This is a genomic window from Aeromonas sp. ASNIH2 (genome assembly GCF_002934795.1).
GTDB lineage: Bacteria > Pseudomonadota > Gammaproteobacteria > Enterobacterales > Aeromonadaceae > Aeromonas > Aeromonas caviae.
In genome coordinates this window covers 3,479,858-3,495,586 of the sequence record NZ_CP026406.1, presented here as the reverse complement: position 1 = coordinate 3,495,586, position 15,729 = coordinate 3,479,858, and the positions used below count along the sequence as shown (strand labels likewise).

Here is a 15,729-nt window from a genome sequence, read left to right as displayed (position 1 = left end):
TGTCAGGCTCGAGGAACGAAGCCGACGACATCATATACGCTGATCAGGGTTTTTTCAGCCCTTTCACGCGCCTTTTGTGCGCCAGCCGCCAAAATGGCCTGCAGATGGGCCTCATCCTGACGCAGCTCGCGGAAGCGCGCCTGGATGGGTTCCAGCAAGGCGACCACGGCATCGGCCGTTTCACTCTTGAGGTGGCCGTACATCTTGCCTTCGAAGTGCTGCTCCAGCTCCGGGATGGAGCGGCCGGTCACACCGGACATCAGGGTCAGCAGATTGGAGACCCCCGGCTTGTTTTCGGGATCAAAACGCACCACGGCCGGCTCGTCGGAGTCGGTCATCGCCCGCTTGATCTTCTTGACGATCTGCTTGGGATCTTCCAGCAAGCCGATGAAGTTGGCCTCGTTGTCGTCGGACTTGGACATCTTCTTGGTCGGGTCCTGCAGGCTCATCACCCGGGCCCCTTCGGTCGGAATGAAGGGTTCCGGCAAGGTGAAGACTTCGCCATAGAGGTTGTTGAAGCGGGTGCAGATGTCGCGGGTCAGCTCCAGATGCTGCTTCTGGTCATTGCCAACCGGCACCTGATTGGCCTGATAAAGCAGAATGTCGGCCGCCATCAGCACCGGATAACCGAACAGGCCGACGTTGACGTTGTTCTCGAAACGAGCGGACTTGTCCTTGAACTGGGTCATGCGCGACAGCTCGCCCATCTGGGTGTAGCAGTTCAGGATCCAGCCGAGCTCGGCGTGCTGGGGCACGTGGGACTGGATGAAGACGGTGCTCTTGGCCGGATCGATCCCCACCGCCAGATAGAGGGCGGCTGCGTCGAGGCACGCCTTGCGCAAGGCGGCCGGATCCTGGCGAGTGGTGATGGCGTGCAGATCGACGATGCAATAGAGGCAGTCGAAGTCATCCTGCATGCTGACCCACTGACGCAGGGCCCCCATGTAGTTGCCGATGGTCAGCTGGCCCGAGGGTTGGGCACCGCTCAATACGATTGGTTTAGTCATCAGAGTAGTAATCCTTGTTATCCGCCAGCCCGGTCTGGATCAGACCAGCAGGGCGTCGAGTTCGGCAAACTGCTCGCAAACCCAGTCGGGGCGGGAGTCTGCGATAGGGCGGCCATAGTTGTAGCCATAGGTGAGCCCCACCACCTTCATGCCGGCGGCCTGGGCGGCCAGCACGTCATTTTCGGAATCCCCCACCATCAGGGTGCGGGACGGGCTGACACCCAGCTCGTGGCAGGCGTGCAACAGCGGCTCCGGGCTCGGCTTCTTGACGGGTACGCAGTTGCCCCCGAGCCAGAGTGCGAAACAGTCGCTGATGCCGAGGGCCTCCAGAATGGGCTGCACGAAGTGACTCGGTTTGTTGGTCACCACGGCCTGCTGATAACCCAGCCCCTGCAGACGGCGCAGGCTACGGGCCACTCCGTCATACATGGCCAGGCCTTCCAGAAGACAGGCCTGATAGTGACGGTCGAACAGGGGGCGGGCCTTGGCAAACTGCTCCGGGGCGTCGCGGTAATCGAGAGCCCGCTGGATCAGCTTGTCGGCGCCGTTGCCGACCCAGGTACGCACCACGGACTCGTCGGCCTCGGCCAACCCCAGATCCGCCAGGGTACGGTTGACCGCCAGCGCCAGTTGCGGGGCGCTGTCAATCAGGGTGCCATCCAGATCGAACAGCACCAGGTCAAAGGGGCGATCAGCGACGGACATGGGCAAGCTCCACGCGCATCTGGTCGATCACTGCCTTGTAATCCGGCTTGCCGAAGATGGCAGAGCCCGCCACGAACATGTCGGCACCCGCCTCGGCAATCTCGCGAATGTTGTCGACCTTGACCCCGCCATCGATTTCCAGGCGAATGTCGCGGCCGCTCTCGTCGATCAGGCGGCGCACCTGGCGCAGCTTGTCGAGGGTGCCGGGGATGAAGCTCTGACCGCCAAAGCCCGGGTTGACCGACATCAGCAGGATCACGTCCAGCTTGTCCATCACGTACTCCAGGCAGGTGAGCGGGGTCGCGGGGTTCAGCACCAGACCAGCCTGGCAACCCTGCTCCTTGATGAGGCCCAGGGTGCGATCCACGTGATCGGAGGCTTCCGGGTGGAAGGTGATCAGGCTGGCACCGGCCTTGGCAAAATCAGGCACGATGCGATCCACCGGCTTGACCATCAGGTGCACGTCGATGAGCGCTTCGATGCCGTAATCGCGCAGCGCCTGACAGACCATGGGGCCTATGGTCAGGTTGGGGACATAATGGTTGTCCATCACATCGAAATGGACCACGTCGGCCCCGGCGGCCAGCACCTTGGCCACATCCTCACCCAGACGGGCAAAGTCGGCGGAGAGGATAGAGGGGGCAATCAGAAAGTCTTTCATCAGCGTCATCCATTGGCAGCGTGGCAGAAAAAACGGCGCAATTTTATCGCAAAAGGGCGATGAAAACGACCCGCATCTACAGAACACGCCGCTCCGGCACCATGGCTGGCACACGATGCCAGGCGCGGCTCACGGAATGCCAGCGGCAGCATCAGAAATGACAACGGCCCCCTCAGGGACCGTTGTTCACTCAGCCGACGGCAACCAGCTCCGCCTCACCAGGATAATAGCCCTGTTCGGGCTCGATGCCGGGCGGATAGAGTGCCAGCAGCTCGGCCACCTTGTTGCGACCACCGCCGTTGCGGCTGATGGTACGCTTGACCAGGATCTCGTCGAGCCGGGCGCCACGATAGAGCTCGCGGGTCAACTCGATGTCATGGTTGCTGATGAGCACGGGCACCCCTTTATGGGCGGCGGTGTGGCGAGCCAGCCTGGCCAGCAGCGCCTGATCGTCCAGGGTGAAACCGCCCGCCGAATAGGTGGTGAAACTCGCCGTGGTGGAGAGGGGGGCATAGGGCGGATCGCAGTAGATCACCCAGTCTTCCTCTGCACGGGCCATGGCGTCGGCATAGCTTTCACAGATGAACGTCGCCTTCTGCGCCTTCTCGGCAAACGTCCACAGCTCTTTCTCCGGGAAGTAGGGTTTCTTGTAGGAACCGAAGGGAACGTTGAACCCCCCCTTCTTGTTGTAACGGCACAAGCCGTTGAAACCATGGCGATTCAAAAACAGGAACAACTGAGCCCGTTCAAACCCGGCCGCGGTCTGGTTGAACTGGGTACGCAGCCGATAATAGGCGGTCTTGTGGTTGTGCTCGGCCACGAACAGCTTGCGGGCCTCGCTGATGAAGCTGTCCGGCTGCTGCTTGAGGTGGTTGTAGAGGCCAATGAGATCCGGATTGATGTCGTTGAGCACATAGGCGTCGTAATCCGTGTTGAGAAACACGGATCCGGCCCCGACGAAGGGCTCCAGCAACACACGCCCGGCCGGCAAACGCTCGGCGATCTCTTCGACCAGGGAGTATTTTCCCCCGGCCCATTTTAAAAACGCGCGTGTTTTTTTCATGGAAGTCCGGTGTTGACAAGGCTATGCCCAAAAAAGGGGGGTGATTCTACCCCCTTCCTCGGGTGGCTGGCTATTGCTTCAATTCTTTTTGTATCTGGGCGAATGACTTGGGCCAGGGTTGTCCCTTGAGCAAGGCAGGCGACAGCTTGCGAATGGCCGCCTTGGCCTGGGCACTGCTGGCGTAGTCTCCCTGCACCACTACATACCAGGGACTGCCACGGAAGCGGGTCTTGTAGACCCACACCTTGCCCGCCAAGCCATGCTCGGCCACAAAGCTGTCTACCGCCTTGGTGTTGCTCGCCCCCATCAACTGGATGCTGTAGTGATTCTTCGGCTTCTTGTTGAGAGTCGCCACCGGCGTCAACGCCACCTTGGCCGCTGGGGCCGCGACCGGCGCTGTCTGCGCGCCACTGGCCGGTTGAGCCTCTGTCCGGGCCGGGACACGGCTCGGGGCCGGATTCTTGACCTGAGCCGTCGTTCCGGTCGGGACCGCACGGGAACCGCTCCCCACCAGCTCATCCACCACGGCCGTGGGCAAGGCGCCGCTGACGTTCGGCTGGTTCATCAATTTCTCGACCACTTCGTCGGAGATGACGACCCGGCGCCCCTCATAGTTGGTTGACTCCGTGGTGACCGTCTCACTTTCGACCTTCTTGGGCAAGGGCTTGGCATCGGACTGCCAATCGCGGGCAACCTGATTCCCTGACGGGATGGCAGCGGCGCCACTGCTCGTCTGAGTACCCAAAGCCCCGCTCGCCGCACCGACGTTCACAGGATCGCTTGAGACGGGATCGGGCAACGCCATCCCCTGGGACGGAGCCTGGGCGGGGTCCTGGCCTGCACTGTCGAACAGGGGCAGATAGCTCAGGGCCAGCAACCCGCCCGCCACCAGGGCAAGCACGATCGCTATCTTCTTGACGGGCAACTCGGCCTGACGTTTCTTGGGCCTTCTGTCGGTCATGGTATCCTCCAGTAACTGCATGATGGCTGACGGATGTCCGCCCGCCCCATTCAGGATCTCTTCCACTTTCGGCTTGGGCAAGAGGGCTGTCGGGATCTTGAGCTCTTTGGCCTTCTCATACAAGAAGATACGTTGCTCAGGAGCGCTCAGTGGCGCGACTTCCAGCTCGAGGGCTGGCATGGCCCGTCCCTTGAGGAGCGCCTTCTGGTTGCGACACCAGGCGTCATCACCCGAGAGCAGGATGGCCAGTTTATGAGGAGATGCCAGGGTATCGTTGTGACGACAGAGCGCCCACAACTCCCCCACCAGCTCGGCAGGCAAAGTATCGGCACGTTCGATGATGAGCAGCAGTCTGGCAGGCTTGTCACCCACCATGCGAAAGAAGCTGTCCGCCAGGGCATCCTGCGCGTTGAACAGGGGACGTGCCACCACCTGCTGCAACAGCAACTGGCGCACATCTGCCATCTTCATGGACGGGCTGCCGATGAGGCTGGCCACCCGCACCGCATCGGGCAGTTGGGCAAGCAGCGACTCGCACAGTGTGCCACGGCCACTGCCTGGCTTGCCGGAGAGAAAAACAAAGGGGTGGTTGAACTCGATCAGGTGCAGCAGCCGGTCAACCAACTGCCGCTGAGAAGGCAGCTTGAGCAATTTATTAATGGTCACGACCAGACTCGATCACCGCCATCAATTGCTCGTCTGTCACATCGGCCACGACCTGGGCCTGTCCGATCCCGATCGGCAGCACCAGCCTCAGCTTGCCTTCCAGCACCTTCTTGTCACGGCGCATATGGCGAATGAAGGCGGCAAAATCCATATCGGACGGTGCCTTGACCGGCAAATCGGCGGCCAACAGCAGATCGCGGACTCGTGCCACCTCTTGCGCCGTCATGTCGCCACGGGCCAGGGCCGTCTCGGCCGCCAGCATGGTTCCCGCCGCCACGGCTTCACCGTGCAGCCAGTTGCCATAACCCTTCTCCGCCTCGATGGCATGGCCGAAGGTATGTCCCAGGTTCAGCAAGGCGCGCACGCCGTGCTCGGTCTCGTCCTGACCGACCACATCGGCCTTGATCTCGCAGCAGCGGCGAATGGCATAGGAGAGTGCATCACCGTCGAGGCGCTGCAGGCGAGTCATGTTGGTTTCGAGCCAGGAGAAGAAGGCGGCATCCCAGATGATGCCGTATTTGATCACCTCGGCCATGCCGGCGGCAAATTCCCGGGCAGGCAGGGTCTTGAGGCAGTCGGTATCGATGATCACATGCTTGGGCTGATAGAAGGCACCCACCATGTTCTTGCCGAGAGGATGGTTGACGGCGGTCTTGCCGCCGACGGAAGAGTCAACCTGGGAGAGCAGCGTGGTAGGCACCTGAATAAACGGAATGCCTCGTTGGTAGCTTGCCGCAGCAAAGCCGACAACATCACCTATCACACCGCCCCCCAGAGCGATCAGAGTGGTATCACGACCATGGCTGGTTTCCAGCAGAGCAGACATGATCCGCTCGAAGGTCGCCAGGGTTTTGTAGGCCTCGCCATCGGGCAGGATCAGGTGTTCCACCTGAAAACCGGACAGCAACTGAATGATCTGTTCAAGATACAGGGGCGCGACCACGGTATTGGTCACTATCATGACCCGCTTGCCCTTGATCGTCTGCGCCAGTACCTCGGGGCGTTGCAGCAGACCGGCAGCTATCTCTATCGGGTAGCTGCGTTCACCCAGTTCGACCTTCAACCTTTCCATGGACGTCCTCTAATGAATTACATACCAATCAACTTGACGATTTGATTAGCGACAACTTTGGCACTCTGGTCATCCGTCTGGATGACAAAATCGGCAACCTCTTCGTACAGGGCGTTGCGCTCTTGCGCAAGACGCTCAAGCACTTCACGGGGCGGCTCTTCGGTTTGCAGCAAGGGACGACGCTTGTCTCTCTGGGTTCGTGCCAATTGCTTTTCAATGGTGGTTTCGAGGTAGACCACGATGCCGCGTGCGGAGAGTTTGTTGCGGGTTTCACGGCTCTTGATGGCACCGCCACCCGTTGCCAGCACGATACCCTGCTGTTCGGCGAGCTCACCGATCACCTTCTCTTCGCGGATCCGGAAGCCTTCTTCGCCTTCAACATCGAACACCCAGCCGATATCGGCACCACTGCGGCGCTCAATCTCATGATCTGAGTCGAAAAACTCCATGTGCAGTTGTTCTGCCAGATGTCTACCTATGGTGCTCTTGCCCGCACCCATGGGACCTATCAGGAAAATATTGCGTTTCTCAGCCATGTCTTTTCGTTAGTAATTACAAACTGTATGGCCCCGGTAAACACTCGACCGGGGTACCTATGAACCTTATCTTGCGATGGATCAGGAGGGGGATTATCTCAGTAGAAACCAGGACTGGCAACCGCAGCCCTTACGCCCCAGCCTCATCGGGGCGTAAGGTTATATGTGTTTTACTCTCACAAGTAAAGTTTTCAGAGGGCGTCGGTCACTATCCTCGGGGTCACGAAGATCAGCAGTTCGCGCTTCTTGTTTTCACTGGTGGTTTTCTTGAACAGATAGCCCAACCCGGGGATATCCCCCAGCAGAGGCACCTTGCTGACATCGCTCTTGATGGTCTGTTGATAGATGCCGCCAAGCACCAGAGTTTCACCGTTGTTGACCAACACCTGGGTGGTGATGGACTGGGCGTTGATGGACACCGCATCCCCGGTTCCGGTCGGCACGGTTTCACCCTTGGTATCCTGAGTCACGGTCAAGTCCAGGATCACCCTGTTGTCCGGGGTGATCTGCGGTGTGACCTTGAGGCTCAGCACCGCCTTCTTGAAGGTGACCGAGGTCGCCCCGCTCGAAGAGGACTCCACATAGGGGATCTCGGTCCCCTGCTCGATCAGGGCCGGCTTCTGGTTGGCCGTGGTGACACGCGGACTGGCGATGATCTCGGCCTTGCTCTCCTTTTCCAGCGCCGAGAGTTCAAGATCCAGCAGGGTACCATTGGCAAGACGGGCAACCTGGAACGCCAGGGTGCCGGCCGCGTTGGTCACCGGCAGGTTGACGTTGAGTCTGTCTTCTACGTTGGGGCGAGTGATGGTGGAACTGCCATCATTGTTTCCGGCGCCATCATTACCCTCTATGGTGCCCGAGGTGCCGTTGCCATGGCCATCCGTCTTGGTCACACCCCAGCGCACCCCCAGTGCCTCATCGAAACCATCATCAATGGTCACCATGCGCGCCTCGATCACCACCTGCTTGACCGGGATATCGAGGATATCCAGCATCCGCTTGACGTTGCTGATGACATCCGCCGTGTCCTTGACTACCAGCACGTTGGTACGTTCATCCACGCTGACCGCCCCTCTGGGGGAGAGCAGCTTGGTACTCTCGGAGGAGAGCAGGGCCGCCACTTCCGATGCCTTGGCATAGTTGATCTGCAGATACTCGGTGTAGAGGGGAGCGAGATCCGCCACCTGGTTGCGGCTCTCCATCTGCTGTTTCTCGCGAGCGGCAATCTCGTCAGCCGGTGCCACCAGCAGGATGTTGTTATCCAGCCGTTTGTCCAGCCCTCTGACCTTGAGGATGATGTCCAGCGCCTGCTCCCAGGGCACGCCATCGAGGCGCAGCGTGATGTTGCCGGAGACCGAGTCCGTAGTCACCAGGTTCAGATTGTTGAAATCGGCGATGATCTGCAACACTGTACGAACAGGAATATCCTGGAAGTTCAATGAGATGGGTTTGCCTTGGTACTGCTTCGCCGCCGTGGTGGCCACCCGTTTTTTCACCTCGATGATGAACATCTTGTCGGCCTGATCGTAACGGTAGTCAAACTGGCCGTTCACCGAGAGCTCGAACAGGGTGTCATTGCCCTGGCGGAACACCTCCACCTGGGAGACAGGGGTAGCAAAGTCCTGCACATTGATGAGGTTGAGCTGATCATCAGGCACCCGGGTACCGTGGAACTTGGCCAGCACTTTCTGACCACGGCTGCTGACATCCACCGCCGCCGAACTGTTGTCCAGCATCACGAGGAACTCCCCCTGACCTTCCTTTCCACGACGAAAATCCACGCCCTTGACCGAGTTGAAGTAGGCGCCACCCATGTTTGCCTGAGACACGGACAACACCGGCTTGCCGGGGGCAACGGGCGAAGGAGCCACAGTAGGTGTGGAAGCCACGGCAGGCTGAGGCTGAGCCTGATACTGGGACTGGTTCTGGGCAACTCGCTGGGTGTCAATCAATGCAGACTGAGTCACCGGCTGGCTTCTGACGAGCGCAGACTGGCTGGCTGCAACAGGCGCCGCCGAGGAAGCGACCGGCTGCCCGGCCTTGTCTCCCAGCGCCACCAGCAATTTATTGCCCTGCTGATGGACCTGATAGGGGGTGAGCTGATCGAGGGAGATCTTGATGTCGAGCCCCTGCCCCTTCCCCTCCACCAGGAGGTTGTTCACCCCTTGCTGCTTGATGGGCAGGGGATTGACCGTCAGGGCACCGATGGCCCCGGGTACGTGCAGCAGAAGCTGATTGGGTTCATAGGTCAACCTGTCCGTAAAACCGCTGACCGGTTCGCTGAAGCTGAGCTCCAGCAGGAGTTGATCGGCCAGCAGGGGATTCACCTTGACCTCCTGCAACGCGGGTACTGCCCACACCTGAGTGCATCCGCCCAGCCACAGCAGCGCCACACCGGTCATCCTTCTTATTGTTGTTCTCATCTCTGCTCATCCCTGATCATAGTTTTGCGTCGAGATTGGCCATGGCCAGCTGGGTTTCTCGGGTGACCCAGCATCCTTTGCCATCCGGTACCGTCTCCATCAAGTCAACATGCGTGTTCGTTATCTTGATGACCCTGCCCTGATCCAGCCCCATGTGCTGGTTGAGCCCGACGCGCACGGCTTGCCCGTCCGGGGTTTTGATCAATGCCCACAACTGCCCCTGCTTGCCGATGGAGCCTTTCATGCTCAGGCTGGCAAGCGAGTAGCGTTCCAGCACCTCCTTTTCCCGATTGGCCACTATCTGGGCACAGTCCGGCTTGGCCTTGGCGTCCAGCCTGGAACTGGTTTCCGGCTGGGGTGCAATGAACGGACTGCGCTGATCGCTGCGTTGATAGACCATGGGAGAGAAGGGCTTTATCTCCGGCAAAGGTTCGATCGGTACCGGCTTTCTGGCCTTGGTCTGTTTGACATATTCATCCATGTCCTCCTGTCCCCCACAGGCCGTCAACAGCAGCGCCGACAAGAGAAGTACGCCCGCTCTCATGCTCATGGCTTTTTCTCCACGGTTTTGCCGTTGTACTTGTAGGTCTTGGCCTGCATGGACATACCGATCAGCTCCCCCCCCTTCCCCTGGCTGAGCTGGAAAGAATCCAGGATCACGATGCGCGGCAAAGCAGCCATGTCCGCCGTGAACTTGCCAAGTTCGTGATAGGTGCCCACGACCTCGATGCGCATGGGCAGCTCGGTGGAGAACTCGTGTTTCACCTCTGGCTCCCAGTTGATCCTGTTCAATGTCAAACCGTTGTCGGTGGCAATGAAGCTGATGTCATCCAGCAAACCGGCGACTTCGTGGGTGTTGGGCAGCTGCTTGAGCTGGGTGTCGACCAGATGTTCCAGCTGGACCATCTGCTTTCTGTATGCTTCCAGGTTCGCGGCCAGCATGGCCTTGCTCTCGAATTGTCCCTTGAGCTCAGTCTCTTTTGCGGCTTCACGACCCAGGGCAGCCAGGGAATTGGCAATCACGTAGTAATAGAGTGCCCCGCCAAGCAGAGCACAGCAGAAGAAGACAAAGATGCCCTTGGCGATCGGCGGCCAGCGGGCAATGTCATTGAGATCCAGGTCGTTGAGTTGTTGCAGGTTCATTTTTGCCCCTTAGCCACGTTGGGTAGCGCCGTGGCAATCTGGAACATCATGGAGAACTGGCTCAGGGCGATGGGGGCCACCTCGGCCGTGAAAATGGTGCTGAGCTGGGATTGTGTCAGCCAGCCGGAACCGTCGATTCGGCGCATCATGCTGGCAACCCTGCCATAGGCTTCGGTCTTTCCCTTCACGTCTATCTTGTTGTTTTGCAAGGCAAGGCTATCAAGATACACCCCATTGGGGACCAGCACCGGCAGCTGATTGAACAGACGCACAGGGATGTTGCGGCGCATCTGCAACTGCTCGATGAGTTGCATGCGGTCAATCAACTCCTTGCGCCGCTCCTTGAGAAGCCTGATCTCCCCAAGCTGGGTGTCCAGGGTTGCCATCTCCTGCTGCAACCGCTGATTGCGCTGCTGCTGGTAACCGATCTGCTGCTGCACCAGCCAGTCTGCAGCAAAGGCGATGGCTGCCGTTCCCGCCAGGAACAGACCGAACAGGATGCCGAATTGTTTCTTCTGACGCTGTGCCCGAGCCTGCCGCCAGGGCAGAAGGTTTATATTTGACATGGTGTGAAGCTCCTCAGTGCCAGCCCGAGCGCCGTCATGTACTTGGCCCCATGAGTCAGCCCCCCCTCTCCCTGCGGCTTGCCAAAGAGTGCAAAGGGATCGGGGTGCAGCACCTCGCAGTTGAGCTCGCTGCCGATTTGTCCGGCCAGCCCCGGCAGCAGGCTCCCCCCTCCGGTCAGCACCAGCCTGGAGAGCTCCTTGTTCCCCGAAGAGCTGCAAAACAGCTGCACGTTGCGCCGTATCTGCAACACCAGGGTGCTGAGGTGAGGCAACAGGACATCCACCTCATGATCCGCAGGCAGGGAGCCCTGGAGCTTGGCCAGTTCCGCTTCTTCCATACTCATGCTGTAAAAAGAGGCCAATGCCTGGCTGTATTGATCACCACCAAAATTCTGCAACCGGGAATAGATGACCTGGCCCCGTAGCAGGGCGGCGAAAGTCAGGGCGCTGGCACCGATGTCGACGATGCCAACCGGTTTCTCCGAGGTTTGCAGGTCGGGCAAGCAGGCAAGCACGGCGCGTCCGAGCGCATGGGCCCCCACATCCACCACCATGGTCGTCATGCCTGCCTCCGTCAGGGCACTGACCCGGCCACTGACGCTCTCGGTCCGCGCGGCACTGAGCAGGACCTCCTGACGCCCGTTGTCGCCCGCCATGCCGAGGATTTCAAAATCCAGGCTCACTTCGTCGAGGGGAAAGGGGATGAGCTGCTCTGCCTCCAGGTGAACCTGGTTCTCCAGCTCGTTCTCGTTGATGTTGGTATCGACCTGAATGATCTTGGTGATGACGTTGGAACGGCGTTGTTGATCAAATCCGTCGCTGGATGGCCGTTCCCCAACCCGTTGATACCACTCAATTCACTGGCTGGCGAACAGGCATACCAAGCCCTATCAGCTTGTTCATCACCTTCACGCCAGCCAGGATTTCGCCCACCTGGGCGTTGTAGTTCCGCAGGCTCAGCGTTGGCCCGATGAGTTGCTTGAACCGGTACATGGCGGTCTCGGCTATCGAGCGCTGGTGATAGCCGGAGTCTTTCTTCCATTGCTTCAGTTCACCGGCCTTGAGCGCCGTCACCGCCTCGTTGCGGGGATGGCCTTCCTCCCACGGTGCCGCATTTTTTCTCGGCGGTATGGTGGCTTTCGCCCCCTTCTTCTTCAGTAGCGCATGACAGGCCTTGGTGTCATACGCACCATCGGCGCTGACCTGTTTTATCTTGCGTCGTAAGGGGTTGAGCAACGTCGGTAACACCTCGTTATCCGCCACCGTCTCCAGGCTGACTTCGGCAGCGATGACCGCATGGGTTGTGGCATCCACCGCCAAGTGGAGCTTGCGCCACACTCGTCGCTTCTCCTTGCCGTGTTTGCGAATTTTCCATTCGCCTTCGCCATAGACCTTGAGGCCGGTTGCATCAATGACCAAGTGAGCCACCGGGCCTTGGCTGGGGACGCGGTACTTGATGTCGACGGTCTTGGCGCGCTTGCTGATACAGCTATAGTCCGGCGACTGCAAAGGCACCGCCATCAGTTGGAACAACGAGTTAATGAAGCCTTCTAGCGCCCGCAGCGGCAACTTGAACAAGCCTTTTAGCATCAGGGCCGTCTCAATGGCGGTGTCACTGTAGTGGAAACCTCTCCCTCGGCGGCCATGGTGGACCAGGCAATGCCACTGCTTAATGGCTTGTTCGTCCATCCAGATGGTCAACGAACCGCGTTGCACCAAGGCTTGGTTGTACTGCTGCCAGTTGCTGATCTTGTGCTTGGACTTGCCCATCTGATGCTCTCGGAGACTGCGCTACAGGATCAGATCACCGAGATGACAGATAGTTCCCCGATTTGAGCAACAAGGCCCGTTGGAACCGGTCACAGCCGTGGCCACGTTCTGGCAATCCCCTTGCACGAGCCGCTTGAGCGACTTGAGGGACTGACTGACCCGTTCAATGTCCTGAAGTTGATAGTCGACCAGCGTTCCTCTTGGCATGGGGATCTCGGCAACCGAACCGAGGTGCACCTTGCCGGGACGTCCGCTGATGGTGACGGCCTTGATGGTTTGACTGCCAAAATCAATGCCCGCCATGGAGACGAGGGATCCCTTACTTAATAGCCCAAACATATACACATCCATGCGTTATTGGGTTTTCGGACTTATTGTAGGACAGCGCGTCATGATGTGACGGCTTAACTCAATATAATGCTCTATCTATCAATGTCATAAAGTTTGTGTCAAAAGTTGACGCCCCTCTCCTTTCGGCCTTGATTGCGGCCCCCTTGGTAATTGTGCCCTGGAGTGCTACCCTCCCGCCTCTTCTCGGGGTCGCCTGTTTGCGGACAGGAAAACCTCGAATCCGCGAGGGTAAAAAGGCTATACTCTGCGCCCGTTGGCTAATTTTAAGACGATTGGTAGTTCTTCCATGCTGAAATGGCTCGTTCGCCTGTTTATTGTCATGATGCTGGGTGCTGTGCTGGGCGTTGCCAGCCTCATCGGCATCTACTTCTACATCAAGCCCCAGTTGCCGGACGTCAGCGCCCTGCGCGATGTCAAACTGGCTACCCCCATGAAGGTCTACAGCCGGGACGGGGAATTGATCTCCCAGTTTGGCGAAATTCGTCGCATCCCCCTGCGGCTGGACGAAATTCCCCAGTCCATGATCGATGCCGTACTCGCCACCGAAGATGCCCGCTTCTATGAGCACCCGGGCATAGACCCCATCGGCATCATCCGTGCCGCCACCGTCTGGGCCGTCTCCGGCCAGGCGCGTCAGGGCGCCAGTACCATTACCCAGCAGGTGGCCCGCAACTTCTTCCTGAGCAACGAGAAGACCCTGGTACGCAAGATCAAGGAAGTGTTCCTCGCCTGGCGCATCGAGCAGAACCTCTCCAAGGACGAGATCCTCACCCTCTATCTCAACAAGATCCCCCTCGGCTACCGGGCATTCGGGGTCGGCGCGGCCGCCCAGGTCTACTTCGGCAAGGAGGTCAAGGATCTGACCTTGGACGAGATCGCCATCATCGCGGGTCTCCCCAAGGCACCCTCCATGCTGAACCCGATCCGCTCCCCGGAGCGCGCCTTCGCCCGCCGCAACGTGGTACTGGGTCGCATGCTGGAAACCGGCAAGATCACCCAGGCCCAGTATGACGAAGCCTCCAAGATGCCGGTCAAGGCCCGTTTTCACGGTGCCGAGACCACGCTGAACGCCCCTTATCTGAGCGAGATGGTACGCCAGAAGATGGTGGAGCAGTTTGGTGAAGATGCCTACACCATGGGGCTGCACGTCTACACCACCGTCACCGCCAAGCGTCAGCGCGCCGCCCATCAGGCGCTGCTGGACGGTGTCTTCGACTACGACACCCGCCACGGCTACCGTGGCCCGACCGCCTTGCTGTGGAAAGCCGGTGAAACGGCCTGGGACTACGAGCAGATCATGGCCCATCTGGCCAAGCAGCCGACCTATCAGCCCCTGATGGCCGCCGTGGTCACCCAGCTCGGCGACAAGAGCGCCACCCTGGTGCTCAAGAATGGCAAACAGGCCGAACTGGGCTGGAATGGCATCAAGTGGGCGCGCGCCTTCATCACCGACGATCGCCAGGGTTTTGCCCCGAAATCGGCGCGGGATGTACTCAAAGTCGGCGCCCAGATCTGGGTCAGGGAGAAAGGGGAAGAGTTGCTGCTCTCCCAGATCCCCGACGTCAACGCCGCCCTGGTGGCCATGAACCCGCAAGACGGCGCCATCGAGGCCCTGGTCGGCGGCTTCAGCTTCGAGCTCTCCAAGTTCAACCGGGTCGATCAGGCCCGTCGTCAGGTCGGCTCCAACATCAAGCCTTTCCTCTATGCCACCGCGCTGGAGCAGGGCTATACCCTGGCGTCCCTCATCAACGATGCACCGATCAACCAGTGGGATCCTGCCAAGGGCCCCATGTGGCAGCCCAAGAACTCGCCCGCCATCTATGAAGGGCCGACTACCTTGCGCCTCGGCCTTGCCAAGTCCAAGAACGTGATGTCGGTCCGCCTGATGCGCGCCATCGGGCTGGATACCTATATCGACGGCCTGACCCGCTTCGGCTTCGCCCGTGATCACATTTCCGCCAATGAATCCCTGGCGCTGGGTGCGGCGGAGTTTACCCCGCTGGAAGTGGTGCGCGGCTACTCGGTGCTGGCCAATGGCGGCTTCCAGGTCACCCCCTACTTCATCACCGAAGTGACCGACAGCTTCGGCACTCCCCTGTTCGAGGCCAACCCGGCCGCTGCCTGCCGCGACTGCGGCGTGCTGGCCGCCGCCGGTCTCGACAGCGCGGATGCCTATGCCAATACCACCGCAGACTGGAAGGCCCAGTGCCCCATCGATCCTGTCGTGCCCAACAACATGGCACCGCAGACCATCAGTGCCCAGAGCGCCTTCCTCATCACCGACACCCTGACCACCGCCATCTGGGGTGGCAATGGCTGGCGTGGTACCGGCTGGCGGGCAGCCCGTGACCTCAAGCGTCACGACATCTCGGGCAAGACGGGGACCACCAACGAATCCCGGGATGCCTGGTTCTCCGGCTATACCCCGAATCTGGTGGCCACCTCCTGGATCGGTTTTGACAACCACCAGCGCGGTCTGGGCCGGGCCGAGTTTGGCGGCGGTGCCGCCCAGCCCATCTGGATTGACTTCATGAAGACGGCTCTGCACCAGGTGCCCGAACGCAAGATGCCGGTCCCCGAAGGGATCATGCAGGTCCGCATCGATCGTGAAACCGGTCTGCTGACCAATCGCGCCGATGGCAGTACCACGGAGGAGTTCTTCAAAGAGGGCACAGAGCCCACCCGCTACGCGAGCCAGATCTCCGATGGCAACCAGGTGTATGGCGGTGACGATGCGACCACAGACGGTCCCGTCTCCACCGACGACATCTTCTAGGTCCCCCTGGAAACAACAAAAACCGGCGC

Annotated in this window: 13 protein-coding genes and 2 pseudogenes; 1 reads left to right on the top strand and 14 read right to left on the bottom strand. The window is 59.8% G+C overall.

The genetic code is table 11. From position 1 onward, the window contains the following. Positions 1-2 precede the first annotated feature (2 nt). From trpS to pilM (C3F36_RS16670), 14 genes and pseudogenes are all read right to left on the bottom strand, one after another. Positions 3-1,007 (bottom strand): tryptophan--tRNA ligase, encoded by a 1,005-nt coding sequence (gene trpS / locus C3F36_RS16735; protein WP_010673830.1) that lies wholly within the window; start codon positions 1,005-1,007, stop codon positions 3-5. 39 nt (positions 1,008-1,046) lie between these two features. Beyond that, a complete protein-coding gene (locus tag C3F36_RS16730) occupies positions 1,047-1,712 on the bottom strand; it encodes a phosphoglycolate phosphatase (RefSeq protein ID WP_052814888.1) in 666 nt (221 codons plus the stop codon). Then, positions 1,699-2,373: a ribulose-phosphate 3-epimerase gene (rpe, locus tag C3F36_RS16725; protein WP_104455482.1), complete on the bottom strand. Its 675-nt coding sequence runs from the start codon at positions 2,371-2,373 to the stop codon at positions 1,699-1,701. The genes C3F36_RS16730 and rpe overlap by 14 nt, the downstream gene beginning before the upstream one ends. A gap of 190 nt (positions 2,374-2,563) precedes the next feature. Further along, a complete protein-coding gene (locus tag C3F36_RS16720) occupies positions 2,564-3,436 on the bottom strand; it encodes a Dam family site-specific DNA-(adenine-N6)-methyltransferase (RefSeq protein WP_039039584.1) in 873 nt (290 codons plus the stop codon). Between the two features lie 70 nt (positions 3,437-3,506). Further along, the gene (locus C3F36_RS16715) at positions 3,507-5,063 is read right to left on the bottom strand and encodes an SPOR domain-containing protein (RefSeq protein ID WP_104452472.1); all 1,557 of its coding nucleotides are present in this window, start codon (positions 5,061-5,063) and stop codon (positions 3,507-3,509) included. Beyond that, on the bottom strand, positions 5,053-6,135 hold the full coding sequence (gene aroB / locus C3F36_RS16710) for a 3-dehydroquinate synthase (RefSeq protein ID WP_039039582.1): 1,083 nt from the start codon (positions 6,133-6,135) through the stop codon (positions 5,053-5,055). The genes C3F36_RS16715 and aroB overlap by 11 nt, the downstream gene beginning before the upstream one ends. 17 nt (positions 6,136-6,152) lie before the next feature. Continuing rightward, the gene (gene aroK / locus C3F36_RS16705) at positions 6,153-6,671 is read right to left on the bottom strand and encodes a shikimate kinase AroK (protein ID WP_010673824.1); all 519 of its coding nucleotides are present in this window, start codon (positions 6,669-6,671) and stop codon (positions 6,153-6,155) included. A gap of 191 nt (positions 6,672-6,862) precedes the next feature. Beyond that, the gene (locus C3F36_RS16700) at positions 6,863-9,094 is read right to left on the bottom strand and encodes a type IV pilus secretin PilQ (RefSeq protein WP_104455481.1); all 2,232 of its coding nucleotides are present in this window, start codon (positions 9,092-9,094) and stop codon (positions 6,863-6,865) included. A gap of 16 nt (positions 9,095-9,110) precedes the next feature. Then, positions 9,111-9,638 carry a pilus assembly protein PilP gene (locus tag C3F36_RS16695; RefSeq protein ID WP_039039609.1) on the bottom strand — a complete coding sequence of 176 codons (528 nt, stop codon included), beginning with the start codon at positions 9,636-9,638 and terminating at the stop codon, positions 9,111-9,113. Between the two features lie 2 nt (positions 9,639-9,640). Then, positions 9,641-10,237: a PilO family type IV pilus biogenesis protein TapO gene (tapO, locus tag C3F36_RS16690; protein WP_041212566.1), complete on the bottom strand. Its 597-nt coding sequence runs from the start codon at positions 10,235-10,237 to the stop codon at positions 9,641-9,643. Beyond that, entirely contained in the window at positions 10,234-10,803 is a 570-nt protein-coding gene (tapN, locus tag C3F36_RS16685) for a PilN family type IV pilus biogenesis protein TapN (RefSeq protein WP_039039579.1), read from the bottom strand. The genes tapO and tapN overlap by 4 nt, the downstream gene beginning before the upstream one ends. Beyond that, positions 10,791-11,597 (bottom strand): annotated as a pseudogene (gene pilM, locus C3F36_RS16680) (type IV pilus assembly protein PilM); the annotation flags it as partial. The gene tapN and the pseudogene pilM (C3F36_RS16680), both read right to left, overlap by 13 nt. Before the next feature lie 58 nt (positions 11,598-11,655). After that, positions 11,656-12,573, bottom strand: coding sequence for an IS5 family transposase (locus C3F36_RS16675; protein WP_104454370.1), 918 nt, complete (start codon positions 12,571-12,573; stop codon positions 11,656-11,658). 78 nt (positions 12,574-12,651) lie between these two features. Further along, positions 12,652-12,912, bottom strand: a pseudogene (gene pilM, locus C3F36_RS16670) (pilus assembly protein PilM); the annotation flags it as partial. 298 nt (positions 12,913-13,210) lie between these two features. Here pilM (C3F36_RS16670) and C3F36_RS16665 point away from each other — a divergent pair. Further along, positions 13,211-15,700, top strand: coding sequence for a penicillin-binding protein 1A (locus tag C3F36_RS16665; protein ID WP_039039577.1), 2,490 nt, complete (start codon positions 13,211-13,213; stop codon positions 15,698-15,700). The last annotated feature ends 29 nt before the right edge of the window (positions 15,701-15,729 follow it).